This window comes from Paenibacillus polymyxa (assembly GCF_015710975.1).
GTDB classification, from domain to species: domain Bacteria; phylum Bacillota; class Bacilli; order Paenibacillales; family Paenibacillaceae; genus Paenibacillus; species Paenibacillus polymyxa.
Map to the genome: position 1 here is coordinate 3,725,787 of NZ_CP049783.1, position 25,703 is coordinate 3,751,489.

A 25,703-nucleotide genomic window follows, 5' to 3' on the forward strand; every position below is an offset into this window, starting at 1 on the left:
GGAATGAACATGGTCAAAAGGAAGCGCAGGCTTCCCCGGCTATCAAGTCGCATCTGGCTTATGCTATGTATATGGGTAGTGTGCCTGCTTTATTTGTTGTTTCAGGGTGGAAAGACATCGGTCATGCTGTTTTCTATGGTTACGTTGTTAATCGTTTATTTATGGATGGTTGGTCTGAGTGGAGTTCGTCGCGTCCAGGGCCATCGTCAGCTTTCGCAAGGCTCGGAGTTTGGCGAGCTGCTGCATGCGGGAGATCAGGTACACGTAAAGCTCAGTCTGAGCATTCCTGGCTTTCTTCCGTTACCCTATGTCATTGTTCGCGAGGTGCTCAAGCGACATACGGGGGAATCCTGGTCGTTTGAAGACAGTGTTATCCCTAGTATGAAAGGTGGCGGCCAGCTTACATTTCAAACCCCTGCTTTAGAACGAGGAAGCTACTATTTTGAGGAAACCGAATGTGTGAGTGAGGACATCTTTGGCCTGTTGGAGCACAAGGGCAGGTTGAATGCACGCGGTGAATTTCGGGTGCTTCCTCGCACGGCATTCATTCCATATTGGCAGATCAATGATCGCCGCTCAAGGATGTCTGGACCGCAGACCGTTCAAACTCGAACGCGCCGTGAAACGACACAAATCAACGGTGTACGAGATTATGTATATGGAGATCGGTTTTCACGTATCCACTGGAATGCGACGGCTCGCACAGGTAGTTGGAAATCGAAGGAATTTGAGCATGAGACGGTTCCCAAAACGATGCTCGTGCTCGACGTACAAACAAAGCATTATGTAAACGCCGACCAGTTTGAGCTAGCTGTATCTTCTACCGCTTCATTGCTGGAATATGGTGGACGGGAGCGGATGGGAGTCGGACTGTGTACAGCTGGAGGGAAGGGGACTGTTTTTCAGCCAAGTGAGCAGATGATGGAACGACAACGAATGATGCATCACTTGGTAGACATCCACACCACTTCGCAAGGCAGCTTGATGACTGCTGTAGAAAGCTGTGTGCGCCAGTTTCCGAAAGGCTGTTATTTTATACTGATTAGTCCGCTGAAGGATCATCAGGCGCTGGAACTTCTTCGCTGGGCCGATACCCGGGGGATGACTCCGTGCCATGTCTATATCGGCGAAGGCTCTGCCGAGGGAGAAGCTGAAAAGTGGATGAGTATGCTTCGTGCAAGGGGAATTAAGGGCTACGATGTTGAGAGCCTCGAAGAGCTCCCGGCTGTAATGGGGGGAGGGACACAATGAAAAGCTGGTTACAATCGTTAAAGAGCTCCTGGGCTCCCACTTTTACGTTCTTGTGGATTATTATTATTGCTATGCAATGGGTGTCTTTTGCTTCTGAATTATGGCTGGAAGAGACGAGGGCACTTGTACTGATGACCATTACAATGCTGGCGCTGGTGAAGATTTTACTACCATTTCGTCCATGGATTGAATTTGTCGTTAAGGCGGTAACGCTGTTCTTTATTTTGTATCGGACATTAGTGTCTTACTCCATCATTATCCCCTTTGGCGGGGCAGCCAATCGTCTGGATCAGTTTATATCTAATATGTCTCCTTATGTTTGGTTTTCCCTCATTGCTTGGCTAGTCATTGAAATGGTGCCGCTCATCGTTACCACGAAGCAGCGGATTCTAGTTTTTGTGGGCATCAACGTTGCAGCTCTGGCGGTGCTTGATTCCTTCACACCAACTGTGCTGTGGGAGGAGGTTGCCTGGATCGTCTTTGCTGGTATGGGATGGCTAGTGACACAGCATCTGCAGCATTTTCGTCAGCATTATCCTCAAGGATGGAAGCATATTCGGCGTTATCCGTATAAAATTGCGGCCAATATTGCTGTCATTTTTGCGCTTATAATTATGGCGGGTGTGAATATGCCCGAGGTACAGCCAGCTTTGACGGACCCCTATACAGCGTGGACCCAGCGCATTAGCTCAACCACCGCAGGAACCACCAATGGATCTGGGGCACTGAATCAGCGCATGAACACCGCATCTGGTTATAGTCGCCAGGATAATCGATTGGGTGGAGGTTTTAATTTTGATTATTCGCCTGTCATGACCATCACAACTAATCAGCGAAGCTATTGGCGAGGAGAAACGAAACGAACCTATTCCGGTACAGGTTGGGTTGACGTGGGCAACGATGATCCAGCACCAAATGAGGTGTCGATGACCGCAGAGCTTGAAAACGCACAAGAAACGAGACACTCTACTGAGCAGGTCGTGCAGACCGTTACCATGCAAAATGATCAGAGCTATCCCGTTCTGTTTGGCGCCTATTCGGTGCATCGTGTTCAATCGGTGGACAGAGATTCACGGGCAAACGGGTTGCGTTGGAATCCGGAACAGGCAGAACTGCTTTGGAATCCAGCCTCTCGAAGAACTGCTTATCCTAAAACGTATACTTTGGTATCGCATGTTCCAGTGATCCCTGAGAAAGAGCTGCGTAGAAAAAGTTTTAATGAGTTGTATGGAAAAAATAAACAGGAAGCCTACTTACAAATTCCAGAGGAATTGCCGCAGCGGGTTCGTGATTTGGCTCGCAATGTAACGGCGACGGCCAAAACGCCGTATGAAAAAGTCGGATTGCTACAGCAGTATCTACAGCAAAATTACGCATATACGAACAATCCGGATCTCTCACGGAAAAGAAGCAGGGATTTCGTGGATGCCTTTCTGTTTGAGATTCGGGAGGGCTATTGCGATTATTATTCCACTTCATTAGTCATGATGGCTCGCTCCGTTGGGGTTCCAGCCCGTTGGGTCAAAGGGTATGCTCCTGGCCAGCAGACGTTTTCAGATGATGCAACCACGGGCGATGGTGACGAAAACATGTCCTCTTATTCCGTGACAAACGCGGACGCTCATTCCTGGGCAGAGGTATATTTAGGCGAATATGGCTGGGTTCCGATAGAAGCTACGCCTGGCTTTGATATGCCGTTACTTACAGAGCAGGAGGATTCAAAGACTCCAGACGCCCCAGAGGTCAAGGATCAGCCAGAATCAGAGCAGCCTGAGCAGACTCCGCAGATAGATCCAGGGGAAGGCTTAGAGATTCATCCTGTAATTATAGGCTCTGCTGCTGCCATTATCCTATTGTGGGCTGCTTATATCATCTGGCGTAACCGAGCAGATATTCACTTTTACCTGCTGCGTTTACGCACAGGTAAACCGCTGACCCCAGATGAAAAAGTGGTCGTCGAAACGGAACACTGGTTACGGTACATGCGAAGGAAAGGCTATGTCCGCGCAAGCCATGAGACACTGAGGGAATCAGTCGACAGATGGTCACAAGAAGCACCGGAGCGCGCTGTGATTTTACATCAGTTGCTAGGACGCTTTGAACAAGCGCGTTATAGTCCTTCGTCGGTAACCGCTGAGGATTGGCGCAGTGTTCGCCAGCAAGCTTCCCTGTTGCAAAAAGAACCATGGATAAAACGATGGGCTGGGCGAAGAGCCAAGTCTGACCAGAAAGATGAAGGCTAGTCATTTTTACTAGGTTTGGTGTCGCAATTTTTAATCTTAATCTATATGTTTAGTAAAAAGCTGTCCGTTTGTTGCGGATAGCTTTTTACTAAGCCATAGTAATATGGTATAGTTTGTCGTATGAAACTGAGGTGACCGACGTTGTTTGAAATGCTGATGCCCAAATTACGGGTGAATACCGTCTTTGATATTGATCTTGAAGGCTTGTATGCTCAAGGATATCGCGGCATTATTACGGATCTGGATAACACGCTGGTCGGTGCAAAAGCGCCGAACGCAACTCCCGAGCTGGTGGCCTGGTTTGAAAAGGTCAAACAGGCGGGTTTTAAGCTTGTCATCGTGTCTAATAACAATATGGACCGTGTATCCGTGTTTGCTACGCCTTTGGACATTGAATTTATACATGCCGCCCGGAAGCCATCCAACTCGTCCTTTCGTAGAGCCATTCGTATGATGGGGCTTACTCCGGAAGAGACTATTATGGTCGGGGATCAAATGTTGACGGACGTATTGGGAGGCAACCGAATGGGTTTGCATACCGTTTTGGTGCTGCCGATATCCATTCATGATGAAGGAGTCATGACCCGATTTAATCGACGGTTGGAGCGAATCGCGCTCACAAGGTTACGTAAGAAAGGCTTATGGCTTGAGGAGGAAAAGAAGAATGACTGAAAGACCTGACGGCGGAACTGCCGTCAAATGTAGTGGTTGCGGTATCGCCATGCAGACCACTAGCCCGGACCTTCCGGGATATATTCCGGAAAAATTATTAACTCGTGAACCGGTCATCTGTCAGCGTTGCTTCCGGATCAAAAACTATAATGAAACCTCTTCGGTGACGGTAGATCAAGATGAATTCTTGAAGCTGCTTAGTCAGATTGGGGACAAGGATGCGCTCGTCATCCACATTGTAGATATTTTTGATTTTGAAGGTAGCTTGATTTCCGGCCTACAGCGTTTTGTAGGTTCGAATCCGGTTGTACTGGCAGTCAATAAGACTGATTTGTTGCCTAAGGTCACAAACTGGAACAAGGTACGTAACTGGGTACAAAAGCAAGCGAAGGAGCAAGGGCTACGCACGGAAGAAATCGTACTGTGCTCTGCTAAAAAAAATCAGGGCTTTGACCGTCTGCTGGATGTGGTATCTGAACTGCGTGGTAACCGTGATGTATATGTAGTCGGAGCCACAAATGTGGGTAAATCCACGCTCATTAACCGCTTGATTCGTGATTATAGCGATATGGAGCAGGAACTCACAACATCCCGTTACCCAGGAACTACACTCGATATGGTGAATATTCCGCTCGACGACGGCAAGCACATTATTGATACTCCGGGTATTGTGTACCCTTGGCGGTTCAGTGAAATTGTCTCCCGTCAGGACTTGAGTGCTATTATGCCGGACAAGCCGCTGAAGCCTGCTGCATATCAGCTTGATGCCGGACAAACATTGTTTTTCGGCGGTATGGCCCGATTTGATTTTGTAGACGGTCAGCACCAATCTTTTACCTGCTACATTAACGGTGGTCTTAAAATACATCGCACGAAGCTGGAGCGAGCTGATCAGTTGTTCGCTGATCATGCCGGGGAGCTATTGTCTCCACCAACACGCGATCAATTGGCAGAGATGCCAGAATGGACCAGACATGAGTTCCGCGTTCCACGCAAATCTCCATCGGACATCTATATATCCGGTTTGGGATGGATTAGGGTGAATAGTGAGAACGGAGCTCTGGTAGCGGTTCATGCTCCTCGGGGAGTCCGTGTGCTTTTGCGGCCTGCGTTGATCTAACAATGCTGTAACCAAGCTATAGGGCGGCAAGGAACACATACGGGTTCCTGCCGCCATTCATGTATTTGAGCGGCCTAATATTTTGCAATATGGGGGAGAGCAACGATGAACAGCGGGGAGTCTGGAGCGACCGAACGAGATCTTGTACTATTGGGCGTATTGGGTGATCCGATCAAGCACTCCAAATCGCCTCTTATGCATAAAATAGCTTTACAGGCAGCGGGGATTGAGGGAGATTTTGTACCTCTTCATGTCACACCGGATCAGCTGGAGGATGCTGTGAAGGGGATTCGGGCTTTGCATTTCCGCGGAGTCAATGTGACGATTCCCCATAAGGTTGAAGTTATGAAATATCTGGATGAGATTGATGAAGGGGCCCGGCTCATCGGCGCTGTCAATACGATAGTGAATGACAATGGACGGCTCAAGGGCTATAATACGGACGGAATTGGCTATGTGCGTTCCCTTAAAGAAGAGACTTCTGTTGAGTTAAAGGGTGCAAGAATTGCTGTTCTAGGAGCCGGTGGGGCTGCTCGGGGCGTGATTCATGCTTTGTTGGAGGAGCGACCTGAATCGGTCATTATTCTGAACCGAACACGTGACAAAGCTGAACAACTGGCATTGGAGTGGACGACAGAAGCAATTCCAGTAATGGGCTATTCCAACGAGGAAGCCAAGAATGTACTCACGACAGTGGATGTATTGATTAATACAACCTCGGTGGGAATGTCTCCTTTATCTGATGAGCTTCCACTGGAAACGAATCTGATTCCGCAGGGAATCATTGTGAGCGATTTGATCTACAACCCGCTGGAAACGAGGCTTTTACGCGAAAGTCGTGAACAGCGTGGCTGCACTGTACATGGAGGTTTAGGCATGTTTGTGTACCAAGGGGCAGTGGCTTTTGAGTATTTTACGGGAGTGGCCCCTGCAGTAGACCAAATGAGAGCGGCTGTGCTGAGAAGCCTAACGTAAGTCGGATATACATTAAAATTATGGAAATGCTGCATTGTATATGTGGCGACGAAGGGGTTAAATATACATGTTAACAGGTAAACAAAAAAGATATCTGCGCTCCATGGCGCATCATTTGGACCCAGTTTTTCAAGTAGGTAAAAACGGTACGAATGAGCATCTTATGCGTCACATCAATGATGCGATTGAAAAGCGTGAGCTGATGAAAGTACAAATTTTGAACAACTGTTTAGACGACAAACATGAAATTGCGGAAGAACTGGCAGCAGAGACGGGTTCCGAGCTTGTACAGCTTATTGGGAGCACCATTATTTTGTACAAGGAATCTCGTGATCATAAGCAAATCGAGTTGCCTAGAGGATAATACGCGGGGAGAAAATTATGAAAATCGGTATTATGGGTGGTACATTTGATCCCATTCATATTGGACATCTGCTGGCTGGAGAAGCGGCAAGAGATGCCTATGGGCTGGATCAAGTATGGTTTATGCCTTCTCATATTCCTCCGCACAAGCATCAAGCGGGGGCAAGCGGCAAGGAGCGTCTGGAGATGACGAGTGAAGCGGTGGCGGGTCATCCTGCTTTTGAAGTGCTGGATATTGAAGTGCTTCGCGGGGGGTATCCTATACCATTGACACGATCAAGAAACTTCAGGAGCTGCATCCTGCTGTAGATTTTTATTTTATTATTGGTGCAGATATGGTGAACTACTTGCCTCATTGGCAGGGGATTGAGGAATTGGCGCAGCGGATTTGTTTTATTGGGGTGCGGCGACCGGGCTTCCAGCTTGCGCTGGATGAGTTGCCATATTATTTGCAGGACAAGGTACTGCTGGCGGATATGCCAGTGGTGGACATTTCTTCGACGGATATACGAGAGCGTGTGGCAGAAGGCCGCACTATTCGTTATCTTGTGCCTGATCGTGTTCATGACTATATTACAAGGGGCGGTTTGTATGAAGTACAGCCGTGAGCAGCTAATGGAAGTCGTATCTGGCCAGATGCCTGAAAAACGCTGGAAGCACACGCTGGGTGTTATGCATACCTCTGTTGAGCTTGCGAAGCGTTATGGAGCAGACCCGGATAAGGCAGAACTGGCGGCTATTTTGCATGATGTAGCGAAATATTGGCCTGTTCAGCAGATGGAGGAAGTGATTCGTAACTATCCCGAATGTGATCAGGCGCTATTGGAGCATGACAAGCAGCTCTGGCATTCAGAGGTAGGGTACTGCGTTGCGGCAAGAGATTACGGAGTGGATGATCCGGAAATAAGGAATGCGATCCGCTGGCATACGTCAGGCCGCGTAGGTATGAGCCTGCTGGATAAAGTCGTGTGTCTGGCTGATTACATCGAACCGGGGCGGGATTTTCCCGGGGTTGAACATATCCGTAAACAGGCAAAGAAAAGTTTGGAGCAGGGCCTTATCGCTGGCTTTGATTCTACGATTTCATTGTTGCTGGAAAAGCAAAAGGTTATTTTTCCGCTGACGGTTTTGTCGCGCAATGACTTGATTCGACAGCTAAAACAGAAAAAAACGGAGGTTCATGAATGACCCTAACGAATGAGAAATTAATGCAAACGGCGGTTGAGGCCGCTAATGATAAAAAGGCAATGAATATTGTCGCACTGGATTTGCGTGGAGTATCGCTAGTTGCGGATTATTTTGTAATCTGTCACGGTAATTCGGATACACAAGTACAGGCGATTGTAACAGAAATTCGCAAACGCGCTCATGATGAAGGTGTAACCATCAAAGGAATCGAAGGAATGGATTCTGCTCGCTGGGTTCTAATGGATTTGGGAGATGTTGTAGTGCATGTCTTCCATCGCGACGAACGCGAATATTATAACATTGAACGGCTTTGGTCGGATGCTAAGGTTGTGGAGAAGGTATGAGTTTGATCGCTGGTACTTATGTCACCATTATGGTGGATCGTGAGGTATCTCCTTTCGGCTACTTTCTTACCGTCGGTGAGCAGGATGTTCTGCTGCATTATACCGAGCTGACTCGTGAAATCGAGGTGGGTGAACGGCTGGAGGTATTTATCTTCCATGATACAGAGGACCGTTTGGCTGCAACTATGAAAAAGCCGTTCTTGTCTCTGGGGGAAATGGCCAAGCTTGAGGTGGCCGATGTGCATCCGCGGTTGGGATGCTTCCTGGAGATGGGATTGGGGCGCCAACTTTTGCTGCCGATTCGTGAGTTGCCAGAAAACCGTGATCTGCATCCTCGGGTGGGTGACTACGTGTATGCCATTATGGAGCATGACAAACAAGGCAGACTGCGAGCTAAGCTGGCAGGGGAGCAGGAACTGGCTCCATTGTGTTTCCATGCTCCTAGTTCGTGGCTTAATACATGGGTGCAGGCGACGGTGTACAAGCCGCTTCAGATGGGAACATTCGTCCTGGTGGACGGGGGTGTGCTTGGTTTTGGTGCAATAGGAATGATTCATTCGTCGGAACGTAACCGCATGCTTCGCTTGGGCGAGGAGGTTAAGGTACGGGTCACGCTTGTTCGTGAAGACGGTCGGGTCAATCTGGCGATGTCGCCACGCAAGGAAGTAGGCCGTGATGAGGATGCGGATCGGTTGATTGCATTTCTGAAGGAACGTCCGGGTGGCGGTATGCCATATTCTGACGCAACGCCGCCGGATATTATCAAGCAACGGTTTGGTATCAGTAAATCCGCCTTCAAGCGTGCGATGGGCAAGCTGATGAAGGAAGGGCTGGTTACACAAAAAGAAAACTGGACCTACCTGGTGGAGAAGATGCCTAAACCGAAGGACGGGAATGGGGAATAAAGATGGCTTCTTACCGCAAGTTTGCCTATGTGTATGATGAGCTAATGCAGGACATGCCGTACCCGGACTGGTTGCGCTTTGCACGGCAGGCTTGGGATCGATACGGTATGCCACATACAGTGGCCGAGCTGGGCTGCGGAACGGGCTCAATTACGATTCCACTGGTTAACTCAGGCTTCGAGGTGGCTGGCATCGATTTGTCCTCTGACATGCTGGCAGTAGCCCGTCGCAAAATGGAAACTACTCCTCAAGGGCAGCGATTGTTTCGTGAGGGGAGCGTTCGCTGGATACAGCAGGATATGCGAGAATGGATTTTACCGGAGCCCGTGGATTCTGTCATTTCTTTTTGCGATTGCCTGAATTATTTACTTGAGGAAGAAGATATCATTTCTACTTTTCGCAGAACGTATGCTGGTCTGAAGCCTGGTGGAACCTTTCTGTTTGATGTACATCATCCCCAGACATTTTTGCGTTATGATGAAGAACAACCATTCGTACTGGATGAACGCTCTATTTCGTATATCTGGACATGCGCATTGGACACTCCCCGTTGTGAAATTGAGCATCATCTCAGTATCTTTGCGAAAGCAGAACATGAAGGACGCGATCTGTACCAGCGTTTTGAGGAAATTCATGTACAGCGTGCTTATGATCCAGACTGGATGAAGGCAGAATTGTCCAAAGCGGGTTTTCGTGATGTGAAGGTATATGCAGATTTTGAATGGGTAGAAGCAGCAGATGACGCGGCGAGACTTTTTTATGTCGCTGTAAAATAGCTAGGATTCATTGAGCTAATATAGAAAAAGAAAGACGCTTTTCATGAAGTCATGAAGGGCGTCTTTTTGCTCTCATATATTCACTTTATAGTTCAGCTGAAGTTCATCACCCGGTACACCCCGAATGCCCCAATTCTGTTTCGGGGTTTCAAATATAGTAATTTCAAGATCCTGTGGAGAAATACCCAAAAGATCGTTAATTCTTTGAAATAACAGGTTGATGAGTTGCTTCTTAGCTTCTGTCGTTCTGCCTTCGAAGATACTGATTTCAATAATGGTGTATGCGTCGGAGCGACCATCTGCATATATAAAATCTTCATGATTCATAGGAAAAAAACGATGAAACCTCTTTTCTGGAGGATAATTGAACGCATCCACCACGGCAGAGTGAATCACCTCTGAAAGTTGCTTTTTGATCGGATTTAGCTTTTCTTTTGTCCCGAAAATTTTAATCTGTGCCATGTCTCCACTCACCTTTCTTATCTCATCTCAACTTGAACCATTGCAACTTGGAGTTATTATAAAACATTCGTATTCATGTGTCATGGACAACTAGTATGAAGATGGCGCTTCGTATCAAATGTAGTCCTTATTTGACTTTTTTCGCGGTTTTCAATATAATAGTGCCATTATTAACGGTTAAATAATCGCTGATGAGGAATAGTAGTTTTGTCTGGACATGTAGAGAGCCGGCGGGTGGTGCAAGCCGGTTGACAGTGCAAAGCGAACTCGCCTCGGAGATATGCGTCCAACGCAGGAAAGCACCTATATAGGTGTCAGTGTCCTGTTATTAATACGCATCGGATCACCTCCGTTATCAGGTGCAAAGGGAGTAGAATGCGAAGAACGCTTTCTGCTAACTAGGGTGGTACCACGGGAATATAACCTCTCGTCCCTAGCGCTGACACGCTACGGGATGCAGAGGTTTTTTTGTTGCATACCGTTTGAGGAGGAAAAGACAATGACAGACACACAGCCGAAGCACGGCTATCAACCGCAAAGTATTGAACCAAAATGGCAGAAATATTGGGATGAGAACAAAACGTTCCGCACTGGGGAAGAACCGGGTAAACCGAAGTTTTATGCTTTGGATATGTTTCCGTATCCGTCTGGAGCTGGTCTGCATGTAGGCCACCCGGAGGGATATACAGCTACAGATATTGTTTCACGTTATAAAAGAATGCGTGGCTACAACGTACTGCATCCGATGGGTTGGGACGCCTTTGGTCTGCCTGCCGAACAGCATGCGCTGGATACAGGCGAGCACCCACGCGAAATTACGGTGAAGAACGTAAATAACTTCCGCCGTCAAATCAAATCACTTGGCTTTTCATATGACTGGGATCGTGAAATCAGCACAACTGATCCTGATTATTACAAATGGACACAGTGGATTTTCATCCAGCTGTACAAGCGTGGCCTCGCTTATGTAGCTGAAGTGCCCGTGAACTGGTGCCCAGCACTGGGAACGGTACTGGCGAATGAAGAAGTAATTGATGGTAAGAGTGAGCGTGGCGGCCATCCGGTTATCCGCAAACCCATGCGTCAATGGATGCTGAAAATTACGGAATACGCCGATCGTTTGCTTGACGATCTGGAGGAACTGGACTGGTCCGAAAGCATTAAGGATATGCAGCGGAACTGGATTGGTAAGTCTACCGGGGCAGAGGTTCATTTTCCAATTGAAGGCTATGACGAACAACTCACAGTATTTACAACCCGTCCAGATACATTGTTCGGTGCAAGCTACTGTGTGCTGGCCCCAGAGCAGGAATTGGTGGATATGATCACTACACCTGAGCAAAAGGACGCTGTACAACAGTATCGTGAACAAGCTGCTCGGAAAAGTGACCTGGAGCGTACGGATCTGGCCAAAGATAAAACAGGCGTATTCACAGGAGCTTATGCAGTAAATCCGGTGAACGGCGAAAAGCTGCCAATCTGGATTGCGGACTATGTACTGGCAGGCTACGGAACAGGTGCAATTATGGCAGTACCGGGCCATGATGCACGTGACTGGGAATTTGCCAAGAAGTTCGGATTGAAAATCACTGAGGTCGTTCAAGGTGGAGACGTGGACAAAGAGCCATACACCGAGGATGGTCCGCATGTCAATTCAGGCCTGCTGAATGGACTGACCAATGAGGAAGCTATTCCGAAAATGATTGAATGGCTCGAAGCTGAGGGTAAGGGGCAGGGCAAAGTAACCTATCGTCTGCGTGACTGGCTGTTCAGCCGCCAACGCTATTGGGGCGAGCCGATTCCAGTAATTCATCTAGAAGATGGAACGATTAAAACAGTTCCTGAGGATCAACTGCCGCTCGTATTGCCAGAGATGGACAATATCAAGCCTTCAGGTACAGGTGAATCCCCACTGGCGAATGCGACAGATTGGGTAGAAACCGTTGATCCTGAAACAGGTATGAAAGCACGTCGCGAGACAAATACGATGCCGCAATGGGCAGGAAGCTGCTGGTACTACCTGCGCTTTATTGATCCAAAAAATGATAAAGAGCTTGTGTCCAAAGAGAAACAGCGCGAATGGATGCCTGTTGACCTGTATATTGGCGGAGCGGAACATGCGGTTCTTCACTTGCTGTATGCCCGTTTCTGGCACAAGGTGCTGTATGATATCGGCGTAGTGGAAACGAAAGAGCCTTTCTATAAGCTGGTCAACCAGGGTATGATTCTAGGCAACAATAATGAAAAAATGAGTAAATCACGCGGTAATGTCATCAATCCAGATGATATTGTTAATACGTTTGGCGCCGATACGCTGCGTATTTATGAGATGTTTATGGGGCCGCTGGAAGCGACCAAGCCATGGAATGAGAATGGGGTAGAGGGAGCGCATCGTTTTCTGTCCCGCGTATGGCGCCTGTTTGTTTCCGAGGATGGTAGCCTGAACGAAAAAATTAAAAATGACGGCGGTAGCGACGAGTTCAAACGGACCTGGCATAAAACGCTGAAAAAGGTAACCGAGGATCTGGATGCATTGCGTTTCAATACAGCGATCAGCCAGCTGATGATCTTCACCAATGATGCATACAAAGCAGACCTTCTGCCGCGTGCAGCGATGGAAAACTTCGTGCAAATGCTGTCGCCGCTTGCACCGCATCTAGCCGAGGAACTGTGGCAGCTACTGGGACACAACGAGAGCATTACCTACGCGGCTTGGCCTGCCTATGATGAAGCATGGACGGTAGACGCTGAAGTGGAAATTGTCATTCAGATGAATGGTAAAATCGTACAGCGTGCAACGATTGCCAAAGATCTTGATGCCAAAGCGATGGAAACTTTTGCATTGTCGCTGGACAGCGTTCAGGAAGCACTGGCTGGTAAAACGGTTCGCAAGGTAATTGCTGTTCCGGGTAAGCTGGTTAATATTGTTGCCGGTTAATCGGCTTTAAGCCGAAGGAGGCATCTATCTTTTGCATGTCCTCTTCATACTTGTTGTGCGTGACCCGTATTAGCTCAGGGAAGACACTATGCAGGCTGATGTCTAACAACGCAAGAGCTTCAGCGGTTATACCTCCGGGAACCGCTACTCTTGCTTGTAACTCGGCTGGTGTCATCCCGCCTTCCGTGAGCAGCTTTCCAGTGCCGATGATCATTTCACCGGCCAATGCGCATAGTTCTGTACGGTCTATACCCGTAGCTTGAACTGCGGCTTGAATCCACTGGTCCATAAAAAAGGCCAAGAAAGCAGGGCCGCAGCTCGAAAAATCCGATGTGATCCGTGTGTGAGACTCTTTAACCCGAATTGGCCTGCTGATGTGGGACATAAGCTCTTCCAGAAGGGAGCGATCCTCCTCTGTAATCCGGTTTCCATGGATGCACAGTGAGGCTCCGCTTCCAATCTGGTGAGTGATACTCGGAATAATTTTGGACACCTTGGCTTTCAGTGCATGCTCCAAAATACGGATCTGTACTGGACTTGTGATAGAAACGACGATCTGCTCTTCTGTAATGACATTGCGTATTTCATCCGTTACGGTTTTTGATTCCAGCGGCTTCACGCAGATAAATAGGATATCGCTTTCCGCTGCCGTCTCACGGTTGCTTTGGGCTGCATGCAAACCTGGATAACGACGGGCTAGCTCGGTTACCTTGGAATACGTTCGGTTGCTTGCTAATATTTGCTGCGGTTTGAGTGCGTCCGAATGAATAAAAGATTCGATTAGCAGACTTCCCATGCTGCCAGTCCCGATAAATCCAACTTTCATTGTTCAACGTCCTCCTTTCATACTTTGCGGTATAGACGCTGTGCTGTCATTCTTCTTAGTGTATGCACTTGGTCTTGGCCGACATGACGAATTTTATGTCTGAGCACATTAGATCGTGCCTGGGGTCGTACCACCCTTGTGTATAAATACTCACAGCGATACCGTATGGAGGTGTTTACAACCTCCGGTTTGACGGGAATTGAACAGACTTGCTCTGTTTAATTGAGACGGTGTTTTCAGTTGGCTCAAAATTCTCGAAATCCATGTGGAGTAGGGGACGATACGAAAAATGAAACGCGTATGGACAGGAACGGCAATAACGCTTGCTGTAATCGGGAGTGGACTTATTTTGTTTGCTGGAGGGCAGCGAACTGAGCCACAAGAAGAGTGGAGTTTGCTTAACCATAAGGTGGAGCAGGCTTTGGCGATAGAGTCGCAGCCAATTGAGTCACAGCGCAGCAGTGAGTATGCCGAAGGAAAGCATGCTGTAAAAGAGGCTTCAGACCAAGCTGAACGCAGTGCGAATGACGAAGCTGTTGACAATGTGAAGCATAATACTAAGCAGAGTTCTACGGGTATATCTGCTGATTTAAGTGAAAACTCTGAACACTCCATGGCGGGGAATTCAAGTACCGTAAAGCAGTCAGATGTTGCGGATTCGAGATCAGACACAGCTGTTGCCAGTTCGAATGCTGCAACGACGAGTAGGACAAATACGGTGAATGATTCGGCTACTCCATCCGTTTCCGGTGAAAAAAAGGTGAACATTAACACAGCGACTGCTGCCGAGTTAATGGAGCTGCCGGGAGTTGGGGCTAAAAAGGCCGAGGCTATTTTGAACTATCGTAATCAGCACGGGCTGTTCAAACGTGTGAACGATTTGGATCATGTAAAGGGAATCGGAGCTAAAATGTTAGCGAAAATGAAGCCGTATGTTAGCTTATAACTTATTTAAGTTTACGGTGTAGGCTTTGAGAGTGGCTGTAACGGATATGTTTTACGTTTAACTTGTTTATACGGGAGAGATGGAAATGAGTGCAGATGTACGCAAGGACTGGGACACCTATTTCATGGATATCGCTTATATGGTATCCACCCGTTCGCGCTGCTCGCGGCGTCATGTTGGAGCCGTACTTGTGCAAGGTAAGAAGCTATTGGGGACGGCCTATAATGGAGCACCATCCGGGGTGCCTGACTGTTCTGAGGCAGGCTGTATGATCTCGGAGGAATATGAGGTCGTTCACCGTGATGGACGGGAGGAAATGGTTAAGAAGCAGCGTTGTATTCGCACTATTCATGCGGAGCAGAACCTGCTGCTGTTTACTGACCGGATTGACCGTGAAGGCTCCTCAGTATATGTCACCGACCAGCCGTGCTGGACGTGTGCCAATATGCTGGCGAACAGCGGCATTGTGGAGATTGTATATCACCGACCTTATCCAAAAGATGCCGACAAGGTTCGAGCTATGATGGAGGAAAAGGGAATCGCCTTTCGCATGCTGGAGACTTATCATCCACCGCAGGAAACGCTGATGGATGTTAAGGATTAAATAATAACGAGGAAGAACCTCTGACAATGTTATTTTGTCAGGGGTTCTTTTTTTGTTTTGTGTGTTGACAGAAAGCAATGTTTGCTAATGGGAAGGTGATTGTATTCAAGCCCAACTTGTGTTTGCTAGGCCTATATTAAGCCTCACTGTTTGTTGGATTATAGGAAGTGCGGGAGCGTGTCTGTATTCGGGACGTATACTTTTGGTGCTGTGGGCGGGAATTACTCTGGTTTTCCCGCTTATAGCTTTATTGATGAAAATTCCTATCCGACATATGGTATTGCTATGGATTGCATTGAGTGGTGGTGGATTTCATTGGTTTTGGCATGATACGCATAACGTGAGCAGTATTCCTGGTGCACTTCATGTATCTTCTTCTGTCATAGAAGACATGCCTGTTCAAGCAGCAGGGTTTATTGCTTCAGAAGTTGAGATTGATGGTGATCGCGCGCAGTTTGAGATGAGAGTTACTTCAATTCATCACTTTGCCAGTCATTCCAATAAGGATGAACATCGGGGGTCTATTTCTGAACAGGCCATTGTTCATATCAAGTTGGCTGCGAAGCAGGAACAGCAACTTGCGGCAGCATGGCAGCGTGGGGATGCAATCCTGCTGCGTGGCAGCTTAAAGGCACCAGCAAAAGCGGGGAACTTTGGTAGCTTTGATTACAGTGAGTACCTGCACACGCAGGAAATTCACTGGCTTATCAAGGGGGCTGGAGCCGCCTCGTTACAGAGGCAGAAGGCTTCACTGTGGAACCGCTACACATTATTGAGATGGAATGATCAGCTTAGAGAGCAGTTAGGTCAGAAAATGGAATCTGCTTTTACATCACTTCTTCACGCAGGATATATGAAAGGTCTGATACTTGGGGTTACAGATGAGCTGGACCCAGCAACGTATAATGAATTTACGCAGCTTGGTTTAACGCATATTTTGGCGATATCAGGTATGCATGTGGCGGTATATGCGGCCACATTATTATATTTACTCAAGCTGTTACGAGTTAGCCGTGAAACCTCCCTTACGATTGTGATGGTACTGATTCCGGCTTATGTGCTGCTGACAGGTGCTTCTCCCTCTGTTGTAAGAGCAGGGATTATGGCGATGATCGGCTTGTTTGCAGCTCGGCGAGGGTTGCTCAAAGACGGACTTAATATTTTAAGTATATCTGCGTTGCTTATGCTGCTATGGAATCCATACTACCTGCTTAGCGTCAGCTTTCAGCTTTCCTTTTTGGTGACAGGTGGGTTGCTCATATATATGCCGCTTATGAAGCCGTTTTTCGCCAAATGGCCCCTCCTGATCGGTGGTGAAGTTGCGATCACAATTACGGCACAGCTTGTTTCGTTTCCAATGACGGTGTTCTACTTTAATCAATTTTCGATATTATCATTTGCGGCTAATTTTTTACTTGTCCCCCTAATTACATATATCGTGCTTCCACTAGGTACGGTGGCAATGGGAATGGCCTTTTTATGGGGGGAGGGGGCTCGCATCCTTGCGTGGCCAGCGGAGCAATTAAACGATCTAACCTTTTCGCTTGTGAAATGGATGAATGTGGATGATGCTTATGTGAGTATTTGGCCGTCTTCTTCTATTCTGTGGGTTCTGGCATATTACGCAGCTTTGTACAGCGTTCTGTACTGGCTCAAAACATGGTTGATATCTCGAAGGCAAACAGGCGACATTTCCGATGTGAAATCTAATCCCATAGCTTCACCTGTGCATACAGGACTAGCGGCTTCTGCCGAGTGGGCGGCTATTTTGCAAACGGATCATGAACCGAAGGGTGCAGGGAAATTTGCGCATCGACAGTGGGATGGATATCGTCATGTGGCACTGGCTTTAAGTGGTATTGCCTGGCTTGGCATACTATGTATAGGGTACCAATCTCCTAGTGAAAGAAACACGGGAGTTGTTCAATATCTGGATGTGGGCCAAGGTGATAGCATTTTAATTACAACGCCGGGAGGGAAACATATTTTGGTAGATGGCGGGGGTACGATGGACTTTGCAACAGGGAAAAATGCTTGGCGCAAGCGTACAGATCCCTACGAGGTTGGCGCGGATACGATTGTCCCTTTGCTAAAGCAACGTGGGGTGCATCGGCTGGACGCTGTCATCTTAACGCATGGAGACCATGATCATGCCGGAGGACTACAGGCTATATTTGACCAGATTCCCGTAACCACCTTGTTTTTTAACGGTACCCTAACAGACAAAGCTCCATTTCGAAAGTTGTTAAACACGGCTTTGGACAAGCAGATCAAGCTGTACGGTGCACATCATAGCATGGAGTGGGAACCAGACCGGGATACGAAAATTCGCTTTCTCTATCCGTTTAAGCTGGAGGAGAACGAATCTGAGCAGTTGCCTGTTATGAAGGAACAGAATCATTATTCCGTTGCCATGATTTTAGAGATGGAGGGGGCCTCATTTTTATTCACAGGAGATATGGATGATGCCGCAGAGTCGCTGTTACTTTCTGAATTAACCCATTCTCCATCCAGTGTGAAAGCTCAGGGGGCGACAGGAGCTGCAAGGAAAGCTGTAGACGTTATGAAAGTGGCACATCACGGAAGTAAGTACTCTACTTCGGAAGAGTGGTTGTCCTACTGGCAGCCTAAAGTATCCGTCATTTCAGTTGGTGCAAGCAACACTTATGGCCATCCGAATCAAGCAGTATTGGAACGTTTGGCGGAGGTTGATTCTGCCATATATCGAACAGATACAATGGGAGAGGTACAGATTCGTGCGCAGCAAGGGAAGCTGAGTGTTCGGTATCAACGCAGACGTGAACAGACGAATTCAAAATGATTTTGTTAAAATCATCTTCAACTACAAAAAAGCAGGCTTGTAACAGCCAAGAACCTGCCTGTCGTTAAATCAGATAAGGTATATCAATTCTTAATCGACGATTTTTATTTTCAAGATCCGATTGCTCTATCTTATCGATTACAACTCATATCTGATTTTCTGATTTCTAAGAAGTGACAAAATGTTTCATGCAGTTTAATAGGTCTAGTATTTAGATGTATGTAGGGGCTGAGGGAAGGTGACTACCTTCCCTTTTTCTGTTATTCTAAGGGAGGATACAATGGGGATTCTGGGCATTTTGTTATAATTTTTTTTATTAAAAAAATAAAATTAGCGTCAGGCGTCTATCCTGCAACAATTTGCAAAAGGGATACGTCTGTAATATTGCAGGGAGAGGGGGATCCTTTGTGGTAGAGCAGGGACTCATCCGAGCCGCTCAATCGGGCGATCGCGACGCTCTCATTACCCTATTAAGAGAGATAGAACAGCATGTGTACCGTACGGCATATTACATTCTAAATAATGAGCAGGACGCCATGGATGCTTCACAAGAAGCCCTCATACGAATATATTCCAAAATTAATTCTTATGAGGAAAAAGCACAGTTTAAAACCTGGGTCCAGCGCATTGTAACGAACATATGCATCGACAAATTCAGAAGAACAAAGCCTTCGGTTTCCATTGACGAGCATGACATGATATTTAACGACCCCCAAAACGTGGAGGTTGAGGTGTTAACCTCTTACATGGCACAGGATGTTCGTGAGGCTATACAACAGCTCCCAGAACACCACCGGACGGTAATTGTCCTGAGATATTTGCAGGATTTCTCTTATAACGAGATTGCCGATTCTCTGGATTTGCCGCTAAATACGGTCAAGTCATACTTGTATCGTGCAAGACAGCAATTGCAAGGGCTACTTCAGGAATATCAGAAAGGTGGTGTATCAGGATGAAGTGTGGAGAAGAGGTGATGGATTGGATGCAGCGTTATGTGGATCATGAACTGGGCGAAGAAGAGACGTCCCAATTAATGAACCATATTGCGACTTGCCCGGACTGTGCGGAAAAATTCCATATTCTTCAGACACTCTCTCGCGAGCTGGAGGAATTGCCTGCGGTTTCCCCGGCGTTCAGCCTGGTGGATTCCATCATGCCTCAGCTTGATGCCATTGACCGCGCACGTGAAGAGCAGGGAAGCGCGCTTCAGGAAATGCAGCCTGTGGCTGCTGATCCAGAGTCTGGAGCAGGGCCTAGACAACGTACTCAGCCTGTACCTTGGTGGAACCGGGTGGGAGGGCGTGCTGCCATGGGCGTGGCTGCTGCTGCCGTTGTACTGGGGATTGTAGTATTCAACTTCGAGCCTAAAACGGTGCAGGATGCGGAAGGTATACTTACATCCCAGTCACCCGAGGTGACAAGCCAGCAGACTCAGACGGAAATTCCAGGTACGACCAATGGGAGTGGAGGACGTGATGCAGCCATTGGAGCGGAATCGACCAAGCAGCCATCTGAACAGGGACAAGGTGCTGATTCCTCACTGACACCTGCAGATAAGGAACCTGACCTGGGCAACCAGGGAACAGACAGTTCAGATAGCGAAAAGAATCCTTCCAAACAGGATACTGGGAAGGTGGATGATCAGCAAGCTGGCGAGGAACCTTCAACAAAGTCTGCACCGACTAAGCATTCATCCCATCAGGATGAAAAGCAGGGACAGCCGAACATCGATCGTCAGGCGACAAAGGATGACTCGCCTGCAGATGCTCCTACATCCGATGACAAACAGCTAAAACAGAAAAAAACTGATCAACCCACGATTGCTCCTGATGAACAGCTGGATCCGAAAATGGAAAAGGCACCTTTAGCGGGTACGAGTACCGCTCAGGAGGATAATAGCGATGATACAAGTACAAATGATGCATCTTCGTCGCTTAGTCAAGAATTAAAGGTACAGAGTCGAATTGCTTCAAATGAAACTTCGAAAGATGCGACATCCAAAAGTGCCACCAAGGATGAGGGGAACTCTTTAGGGGCGGATAGCAGCAATGCCGATTCTAATGATCAGCAATCATCGGTGTCACAAGACCCGGTTCGTAGAGAAGGCTTTGTATCTAATTCGCTGGTCTCTCCGGACAGTAATAATGCTTCCACCTATGGTGCCCAGTCGGCCTCTACAGATCAGTTCAACTCGCCTGATGGTAGCTATGCGGTGGCTATTGAGGGCAAAAAGCTGAAAGTGTATAAGCTTTCCGATAACGGTGTAGACCGAACAACACTGGAAGTCCGTACCCTGAAGGGTGCTTGGGTCAAAGGAAGCTGGTCAGATGACAGCCAGACCTTTATGTATGAGACAGAGCAGGATGGGACTGCAAGTAAATATACGTACACCGTTCCGCGTGGCACTGGAAAATAGTTTTCGTAAGTTGGCACACTTTTTAGAAACAGAGAATAAACTATATGAACCGACGTCGTATCCCGACGGCCGAAAGTTTCTAGAGCTTTCTGCTGCCGTGTTGATATAGATGGTGGTGAAGGGATTCTGCCTAAAGGTGGGGTCCCTTTGTTTGTGTCATGACTTGCCTTCCGGTCAGATGTCAGGTACGATCAGTGGGTGGGGGGAACGGAAAATGGATGTAAAAACAGCCTCTAAGGCTATTCGTAAAGGTGATATTTCGCCAGTGTATCTGTTATATGGCAATGAAAAATATCAAATGAAGCAGTTTGTTGAGATGCTAAAAGAGAAGGTGGTGGAGGAGGAGCATCGTGACTTCGCCATTAGTTCTTATGATTTAACCGAGACGCCAATTGAGGTGGTTGTAGAGGACGCAGAAACAGCGCCTTTTCTGGTGCCAAAGAAGCTAATTATTGTACGGGATACCAGTGTATTTGCAGGCAAAGATAACGGCAAAATAGAGCACCGTCTTGAGACGCTGTTGACTTACATGGATAACCCGACTGACTATAGCGTCATCGTTTTTACGGTTCAGGCTGAAAAGTTGGATGAACGGAAAAAGATCGTCAAGAAACTGAAAAGTGATGCCTCAGTTATTGCTTTCGCCCCTATGGGTGGAGATGATCTTGTGGCTTGGGTCCATAAGCGTGCAGCAGAAAGAGAAGTGCAGTTGGCAGCAGGAGCGGCTGAGAGACTCATTCAATACACGGGTGTCGGGCTTCAATCCTTGGCAGCCGAGATAGATAAGCTGTGCTTGTACGCAGGAGCGCAGGGAACGATCTCATCCGCTGACATTGAATCCCTTGTGCCTCGTAATACAGAGCAGAACGTATTTGCGATGGTTGAGGATCTGGCTAATTTGCGGCTGGATAAGGCGCTCAGTATTTTTTATGAATTGCTTAAGCAAAAAGAAGAACCCATCAAGATAGCAGCTTTGATCACACGGCAGTTTCGTATTATGTTGCAGGTCAAAGAGCTGGCAGGTCAAAGCTATTCTCAGCAACAAATTGCGAGTCAGCTCAGCTTGCATCCTTATGGGGTGAAAGTTGCAGGAGATCAAGCACGACGCTTCCGTTCTGAGCAGCTGCGCCAGCTTCTCTATGAACTGGGCGAACTGGACTATCATATGAAGACAGGTGTCGTTGACAAGGTGCTGGGACTGGAACTGTTTTTAATGAAAATGGGGGCAGGCGCTTCAATCTAATCTCATAAAGTTATAAACTAAAAAATCCTGATCAGCCAAGGCTGGTCAGGATTTTTTCATTAACGTATAAAAGTAGCTCTTGCTTACGCTTGAGCTGTAAGAGCGTTAAGTTTTTTCGCCAAGCGGGATTTCTTGCGAGCAGCTGCATTTTTGTGGATCAGACCTTTAGTTACAGCCTTGTCCAGCTTTTGGGAAGCCACTTTGAAAGCAGCAGCAGCAGCTTCAGCTTCGTTACCTACCAACGCTGTATCGGCAGCTTTAACTGCTGTACGAAGCGCGGATTTTTGGGAAGCGTTCAACGCACGGCGTTTGTCGCTAGTTTTAACGCGTTTGATAGCGGATTTGATGTTTGGCATTACATTCACCTCCTGTAAAGGCATTACTTATGAACACAAACGTTTCACAACTTAAAATATTTTAGCATGCCACACCTCAAATTGCAATAAGAAAACATTCTAAGACGATGCAAATTACAGGATGAAAATGGATGTGCATAAACCTGTTGGGTGTCTCGCACACTATAGCCAGAGATGGTATACAAGGAGGTTTAACAGATGGATCTGGATTTGCAGAAGTATGCGGTACGCACGGATTTGGCATTAGAGGCAAGAGAGCTGGCAGAACGGAATCAGCCTGTACCGCTGGCGGGTATAAATGAGAATGTGGAGGAAGATAACGGGATTAAAATTACGCGGCTGGATGTATTAAATGAGGAAGGAGCCAACCGTATTGGGCGGGTACAAGGGCATTACGTTACGCTCGAAGTACCTGGCTTGCGTGAAGGCGACACTGGACTCCAACAACGGGTAGCCATTGCCTTTGCAAAAGAAATGGAGCATTTTATACAAAAAATAGGGATCTCTAAGGTGGCAAGGGTGCTGGTGGTAGGGCTGGGGAATTGGAACGTGACTCCTGATTCGCTGGGTCCGCTTGTCGTTGAAAATTTAATGGTCACCCGTCAATATTTTGAACTGACACCTGATCAGATCAACCCTGGATATCGGGATGTGAGTGCGATTGCGCCGGGTGTTCTTGGTATCACGGGAATCGAATCCAGTGAGATCGTTCAAGGCATTGTGGACCGCACAAAACCAGAGCTTATTATTGCTATTGATGCTTTGGCGTCACGTTCACTGGAGCGTGTCAATACGACCATTCAGGTGGCGGATATCGGAATACATCCGGGTTCAGGTATTGGCAACAAGCGCCGCGGTATCACCAAGGATATTATGGGAGTTCCGTGTATTGCTATCGGCGTTCCAACGGTATGCTATGCTTCGACCATCGTCAATAATGTAATCGAACTGATGAAAACGCATTTTACCAAAGAAAAGGCTTCTACCAAAGTAATTCTGGGAATGTTGGATGATATTTCAGAACCTGAGAGACTCGGGCTGGTGAGAGAGGTACTTCAACCGCTGGGGCATGATTTGATTGTGACTCCAAAAGAGATCGATGAATTTATTGAAGATATCGCGAATATCATTGCGACCGGTTTGAACGCAGCTCTACATGAAGCTGTTGATCCCGACAATGTCGCCGCTTATACGCATTAATGAAAGGCTAGCAAAACCATCTTTCTAAGACACGGCAGAAAATCTCTATTTAACAGGTAGCCTATCTCTTTCAAAAAGGGATGGGCTTGTCCTGTAGATAGAGATTTTTGTGTTCTAGTAATTGTTCTCCGTTCATAGAGTTGAAGTATAAGAGATTTCCGAAACAGATAGGAACCCTGTGTTCTGAAATGCAATAAGCGGGTTTCGACGGGACGAAGGAGGACAAGGCTCACATGAAAAAAATTCAGACCTGGAACGTCGGAAGATGGAGAAGAAAAGGTATCGAAATTTTGGCAATGGGACATACGCTTGTGCTGCTCATCATGGGCTCGGCGCTTTTATTTGTCGTTTTGGGACTAGGAGGGCTGGCAGAAAATCGTTTGCAAACTTCTCCTGTTTCTTCGATGAAAGGATTGGCAGGCTCGGTGTCCAGCGGTTTTTTCGCGGATATGCTAGGTATGGAGGTACCTCATTTGGCACAAAAGAAACAGCATTCTTCGTTGTCGGGTGAACAATGGTCGCCATTTGTTTTTCAGATGCTTACAGGTATTAATCCGCAAGATCCCAAAAGTCTCATTTCTCGTGAAATTCCTGGCATGGCTGCTGGAGCGCCTGTCTTGCTGCGTAAGGGTTCGGGGAACATCAAGGTAGAGGGTCCTACGGATTATCAGCCTGATCAGGGAACGACAGATACCCCTGGGAGCTCAAACGCAGCTGAGAACCCGCCGTCTACTACGCCGGATATTCCGACAACACCGGAAACAGACCCTGCACGTGAGGATGATCCAGGTGATTCCGCCAAAGGCGAGAAGCGTATATTAATCTACCATTCTCATCCCAGAGAAGCATATAACCCATTACTGAGCAAAACCAGTTCCAACCCCAATTCAGGCTCTAAGTCAGCTAATGTATCAAGGGTAGGAGACTTTGTAAAGAAGAGACTGGAAAAGCAAGGGATATCTACACTGCATGTAAACAAGGATTATGCCACCACAGTTCAAAATTACAATTGGAACTACTCCTATAAATATTCACGCACAACAGTCAAGGAGGCTTTGGCTCAAAATAAAGGTTTAACTTATCTGCTCGATATTCATCGTGATTCCCAACGTCATGGAAAAACAACAGCCACGATTAATGGACTTTCTTATGCCAAAGTGTATTTTATTATCGGACATGACAACAAAAATTGGCGCAAAAATGAAGCTTTTGCTGCTCGCATTCATGAAAAGCTGGAAAAATCATATCACGGCGTATCGCGCGGTGTATGGGGAAAAGATGGCGGCAAAGGAAACAATGGTGAATACAATCAAAGCTTGTCTTCTCATAGCATTTTGATCGAAATCGGAGGGATTGACAACACCGAGGAGGAGTTAAAACGAACTTCTGACGTTTTGGCGGACATGATCAGTGAAGTGTATTGGGAGGATCAGAAAGCACAGAAGGCGGGTACTAACGTATCTGACACCAAAAAGAACAACAGCGGTAATTAAATAAGGTAGCAGTTAGGGGGGGGATATAATGACCGGACATTTTCGTAAAAAAGCGCTTGGATTTGTGCTTCTGATCGGAGCAGGCGTATTACTTGGCATGCAGCTGGCAGGCTCTGGCCTGCGCTCAGTCTATGGCCCGGAATGGGACGAGAATCCAGTTTCATCGGTGAATCAACAGAAAGTTGATTATGAGCAGACGGTGATTGAAGATACCCCGGCAGCTAATGCCCGAGCGTATAATCGTACGTATAATACAAGTGGAAAGGTCGAGTTCGAGCCACAAACGGACACGAATGAAGGAAAAACAAACGAACGAAGTGAGGAGCAGACCGCACGCTGGACACATGAATGGGATACGAAGACTGCTCAGAATGACAATATTCGGCAGGGCCTAGAGACGCCTCGTGAGCTGCTAGCCGTAAAGGCGCAGCAGGCTTCGGTGGATACCATGGCCGATAAAACGGCTGGGCTGCTTCAAAACCTGTCAAGACAAGGTATTCGCTGGGTTGTATCTGTATTTGACGGGGTAACAGAATAGAAATATTGCTGCCCCCCTTACAA

The 25,703-nt window shown here is 47.3% G+C and carries 23 protein-coding genes, 1 pseudogene and 1 other annotated feature; of the genes and pseudogenes, 21 read left to right on the top strand and 3 right to left on the bottom strand.

The features are described 5' to 3' along the window. Nucleotides 1-3 precede the first annotated feature (3 nt). From G7035_RS16710 to G7035_RS16760, 11 genes and pseudogenes are all read left to right on the top strand, one after another. Complete coding sequence (locus tag G7035_RS16710; RefSeq protein WP_029515144.1) at nt 4-1,251, top strand: DUF58 domain-containing protein; 1,248 nt, start codon at nt 4-6, stop codon at nt 1,249-1,251. Continuing rightward, nucleotides 1,248-3,494 carry a transglutaminase TgpA family protein gene (locus G7035_RS16715; RefSeq protein WP_019688084.1) on the top strand — a complete coding sequence of 749 codons (2,247 nt, stop codon included), beginning with the start codon at nt 1,248-1,250 and terminating at the stop codon, nt 3,492-3,494. The genes G7035_RS16710 and G7035_RS16715 overlap by 4 nt, the downstream gene beginning before the upstream one ends. Nucleotides 3,495-3,635: 141 nt before the next feature. Further along, nucleotides 3,636-4,166: a YqeG family HAD IIIA-type phosphatase gene (locus G7035_RS16720; protein WP_013372205.1), complete on the top strand. Its 531-nt coding sequence runs from the start codon at nt 3,636-3,638 to the stop codon at nt 4,164-4,166. After that, on the top strand, nt 4,159-5,286 hold the full coding sequence (yqeH, locus tag G7035_RS16725) for a ribosome biogenesis GTPase YqeH (RefSeq protein WP_019688083.1): 1,128 nt from the start codon (nt 4,159-4,161) through the stop codon (nt 5,284-5,286). The genes G7035_RS16720 and yqeH overlap by 8 nt, the downstream gene beginning before the upstream one ends. Nucleotides 5,287-5,391: 105 nt before the next feature. Further along, complete coding sequence (gene aroE / locus G7035_RS16730) at nt 5,392-6,261, top strand: shikimate dehydrogenase (protein WP_019688082.1); 870 nt, start codon at nt 5,392-5,394, stop codon at nt 6,259-6,261. 67 nt (nt 6,262-6,328) lie between these two features. Next, entirely contained in the window at nt 6,329-6,625 is a 297-nt protein-coding gene (gene yhbY, locus G7035_RS16735) for a ribosome assembly RNA-binding protein YhbY (RefSeq protein ID WP_013372202.1), read from the top strand. A 17-nt stretch (nt 6,626-6,642) separates the two neighbouring features. Then, nucleotides 6,643-7,232: pseudogene (gene nadD, locus G7035_RS16740) on the top strand (nicotinate-nucleotide adenylyltransferase). Further along, the gene (yqeK, locus tag G7035_RS16745) at nt 7,216-7,812 is read left to right on the top strand and encodes a bis(5'-nucleosyl)-tetraphosphatase (symmetrical) YqeK (protein WP_016821637.1); all 597 of its coding nucleotides are present in this window, start codon (nt 7,216-7,218) and stop codon (nt 7,810-7,812) included. The pseudogene nadD and the gene yqeK overlap by 17 nt, the downstream one beginning before the upstream one ends. Next, nucleotides 7,809-8,156 (top strand): ribosome silencing factor, encoded by a 348-nt coding sequence (gene rsfS, locus G7035_RS16750; RefSeq protein WP_017428187.1) that lies wholly within the window; start codon nt 7,809-7,811, stop codon nt 8,154-8,156. The genes yqeK and rsfS overlap by 4 nt, the downstream gene beginning before the upstream one ends. After that, nucleotides 8,153-9,061 carry a CvfB family protein gene (locus G7035_RS16755; protein ID WP_016821635.1) on the top strand — a complete coding sequence of 303 codons (909 nt, stop codon included), beginning with the start codon at nt 8,153-8,155 and terminating at the stop codon, nt 9,059-9,061. Before rsfS ends, G7035_RS16755 begins: the two co-directional genes overlap by 4 nt. A 2-nt stretch (nt 9,062-9,063) precedes the next feature. After that, entirely contained in the window at nt 9,064-9,837 is a 774-nt protein-coding gene (locus tag G7035_RS16760) for a class I SAM-dependent DNA methyltransferase (protein WP_016821634.1), read from the top strand. A 72-nt stretch (nt 9,838-9,909) separates the two neighbouring features. Here G7035_RS16760 and G7035_RS16765 read toward each other — a convergent pair whose 3' ends face one another. Then, on the bottom strand, nt 9,910-10,299 hold the full coding sequence (locus G7035_RS16765) for a tautomerase family protein (RefSeq protein ID WP_019688081.1): 390 nt from the start codon (nt 10,297-10,299) through the stop codon (nt 9,910-9,912). Between the two features lie 179 nt (nt 10,300-10,478). Beyond that, nucleotides 10,479-10,737 (top strand) — a binding site (T-box leader). A gap of 61 nt (nt 10,738-10,798) precedes the next feature. On the opposite strand from G7035_RS16765, the gene leuS reads away from it, so the two are divergent. Continuing rightward, nucleotides 10,799-13,237, top strand: a complete 2,439-nt coding sequence (gene leuS / locus G7035_RS16770) for a leucine--tRNA ligase (protein ID WP_019688080.1) — start codon at nt 10,799-10,801, stop codon at nt 13,235-13,237. Here the strand turns inward: leuS and comER are convergent. Next, nucleotides 13,218-14,063, bottom strand: a complete 846-nt coding sequence (gene comER / locus G7035_RS16775) for a late competence protein ComER (protein WP_016821631.1) — start codon at nt 14,061-14,063, stop codon at nt 13,218-13,220. The two genes, leuS and comER, sit on opposite strands and share 20 nt — an antisense overlap. A gap of 289 nt (nt 14,064-14,352) precedes the next feature. Between comER and G7035_RS16780 the strand changes: the two genes are divergently transcribed. The 6 genes from G7035_RS16780 (at nt 14,353) to holA (ending at nt 22,093) form a co-directional block, all read left to right on the top strand. Further along, a complete protein-coding gene (locus tag G7035_RS16780) occupies nt 14,353-15,009 on the top strand; it encodes a ComEA family DNA-binding protein (protein WP_016821630.1) in 657 nt (218 codons plus the stop codon). Between the two features lie 85 nt (nt 15,010-15,094). Then, nucleotides 15,095-15,613 carry a deoxycytidylate deaminase gene (locus tag G7035_RS16785; RefSeq protein ID WP_016821629.1) on the top strand — a complete coding sequence of 173 codons (519 nt, stop codon included), beginning with the start codon at nt 15,095-15,097 and terminating at the stop codon, nt 15,611-15,613. 202 nt (nt 15,614-15,815) lie between these two features. Further along, entirely contained in the window at nt 15,816-18,434 is a 2,619-nt protein-coding gene (locus G7035_RS16790; RefSeq protein WP_019688079.1) for a ComEC/Rec2 family competence protein, read from the top strand. Between the two features lie 407 nt (nt 18,435-18,841). Next, nucleotides 18,842-19,390, top strand: a complete 549-nt coding sequence (locus G7035_RS16795; RefSeq protein WP_013311184.1) for an RNA polymerase sigma factor — start codon at nt 18,842-18,844, stop codon at nt 19,388-19,390. Further along, a complete protein-coding gene (locus G7035_RS16800) occupies nt 19,387-20,850 on the top strand; it encodes a zf-HC2 domain-containing protein (protein WP_019688078.1) in 1,464 nt (487 codons plus the stop codon). The genes G7035_RS16795 and G7035_RS16800 overlap by 4 nt, the downstream gene beginning before the upstream one ends. A 214-nt stretch (nt 20,851-21,064) precedes the next feature. Next, nucleotides 21,065-22,093, top strand: coding sequence for a DNA polymerase III subunit delta (gene holA, locus G7035_RS16805; protein WP_029515142.1), 1,029 nt, complete (start codon nt 21,065-21,067; stop codon nt 22,091-22,093). Nucleotides 22,094-22,176: 83 nt separating this feature from the next. On the opposite strand, the gene rpsT is transcribed toward holA, so the two are convergent. After that, the gene (gene rpsT, locus G7035_RS16810; RefSeq protein WP_013372187.1) at nt 22,177-22,449 is read right to left on the bottom strand and encodes a 30S ribosomal protein S20; all 273 of its coding nucleotides are present in this window, start codon (nt 22,447-22,449) and stop codon (nt 22,177-22,179) included. Between the two features lie 198 nt (nt 22,450-22,647). Here rpsT and gpr point away from each other — a divergent pair, with 198 nt between their 5' ends. From gpr to G7035_RS16825, 3 genes are all read left to right on the top strand, one after another. Then, the gene (gene gpr, locus G7035_RS16815; protein WP_019688076.1) at nt 22,648-23,649 is read left to right on the top strand and encodes a GPR endopeptidase; all 1,002 of its coding nucleotides are present in this window, start codon (nt 22,648-22,650) and stop codon (nt 23,647-23,649) included. Nucleotides 23,650-23,882: 233 nt separating this feature from the next. Further along, a complete protein-coding gene (locus tag G7035_RS16820; protein WP_019688075.1) occupies nt 23,883-25,142 on the top strand; it encodes a stage II sporulation protein P in 1,260 nt (419 codons plus the stop codon). Between the two features lie 28 nt (nt 25,143-25,170). Beyond that, nucleotides 25,171-25,680: a hypothetical protein gene (locus G7035_RS16825; protein WP_016821622.1), complete on the top strand. Its 510-nt coding sequence runs from the start codon at nt 25,171-25,173 to the stop codon at nt 25,678-25,680. The last annotated feature ends 23 nt before the right edge of the window (nt 25,681-25,703 follow it).

Bases quoted from the DNA above. Each gene is read 5' to 3' on its own strand.
- G7035_RS16825 (WP_016821622.1), top strand. From the start codon at position 25,171: ATGACCGGACATTTTCGTAAAAAAGCGCTTGGATTTGTGCTTCTGATC.
- holA (WP_029515142.1), top strand. From the start codon at position 21,065: ATGGATGTAAAAACAGCCTCTAAGGCTATTCGTAAAGGTGATATTTCG.
- leuS (WP_019688080.1), top strand. From the start codon at position 10,799: ATGACAGACACACAGCCGAAGCACGGCTATCAACCGCAAAGTATTGAA.
- yqeH (WP_019688083.1), top strand. From the start codon at position 4,159: ATGACTGAAAGACCTGACGGCGGAACTGCCGTCAAATGTAGTGGTTGC.
- G7035_RS16755 (WP_016821635.1), top strand. From the start codon at position 8,153: ATGAGTTTGATCGCTGGTACTTATGTCACCATTATGGTGGATCGTGAG.
- rsfS (WP_017428187.1), top strand. From the start codon at position 7,809: ATGACCCTAACGAATGAGAAATTAATGCAAACGGCGGTTGAGGCCGCT.
- G7035_RS16780 (WP_016821630.1), top strand. From the start codon at position 14,353: ATGAAACGCGTATGGACAGGAACGGCAATAACGCTTGCTGTAATCGGG.
- G7035_RS16785 (WP_016821629.1), top strand. From the start codon at position 15,095: ATGAGTGCAGATGTACGCAAGGACTGGGACACCTATTTCATGGATATC.
- aroE (WP_019688082.1), top strand. From the start codon at position 5,392: ATGAACAGCGGGGAGTCTGGAGCGACCGAACGAGATCTTGTACTATTG.
- yhbY (WP_013372202.1), top strand. From the start codon at position 6,329: ATGTTAACAGGTAAACAAAAAAGATATCTGCGCTCCATGGCGCATCAT.
- yqeK (WP_016821637.1), top strand. From the start codon at position 7,216: ATGAAGTACAGCCGTGAGCAGCTAATGGAAGTCGTATCTGGCCAGATG.
- G7035_RS16760 (WP_016821634.1), top strand. From the start codon at position 9,064: ATGGCTTCTTACCGCAAGTTTGCCTATGTGTATGATGAGCTAATGCAG.
- comER (WP_016821631.1), bottom strand. From the start codon at position 14,063: ATGAAAGTTGGATTTATCGGGACTGGCAGCATGGGAAGTCTGCTAATC.
- G7035_RS16765 (WP_019688081.1), bottom strand. From the start codon at position 10,299: ATGGCACAGATTAAAATTTTCGGGACAAAAGAAAAGCTAAATCCGATC.
- G7035_RS16715 (WP_019688084.1), top strand. From the start codon at position 1,248: ATGAAAAGCTGGTTACAATCGTTAAAGAGCTCCTGGGCTCCCACTTTT.
- gpr (WP_019688076.1), top strand. From the start codon at position 22,648: ATGGATCTGGATTTGCAGAAGTATGCGGTACGCACGGATTTGGCATTA.
- G7035_RS16800 (WP_019688078.1), top strand. From the start codon at position 19,387: ATGAAGTGTGGAGAAGAGGTGATGGATTGGATGCAGCGTTATGTGGAT.
- rpsT (WP_013372187.1), bottom strand. From the start codon at position 22,449: ATGCCAAACATCAAATCCGCTATCAAACGCGTTAAAACTAGCGACAAA.
- G7035_RS16710 (WP_029515144.1), top strand. From the start codon at position 4: ATGAACATGGTCAAAAGGAAGCGCAGGCTTCCCCGGCTATCAAGTCGC.
- G7035_RS16820 (WP_019688075.1), top strand. From the start codon at position 23,883: ATGAAAAAAATTCAGACCTGGAACGTCGGAAGATGGAGAAGAAAAGGT.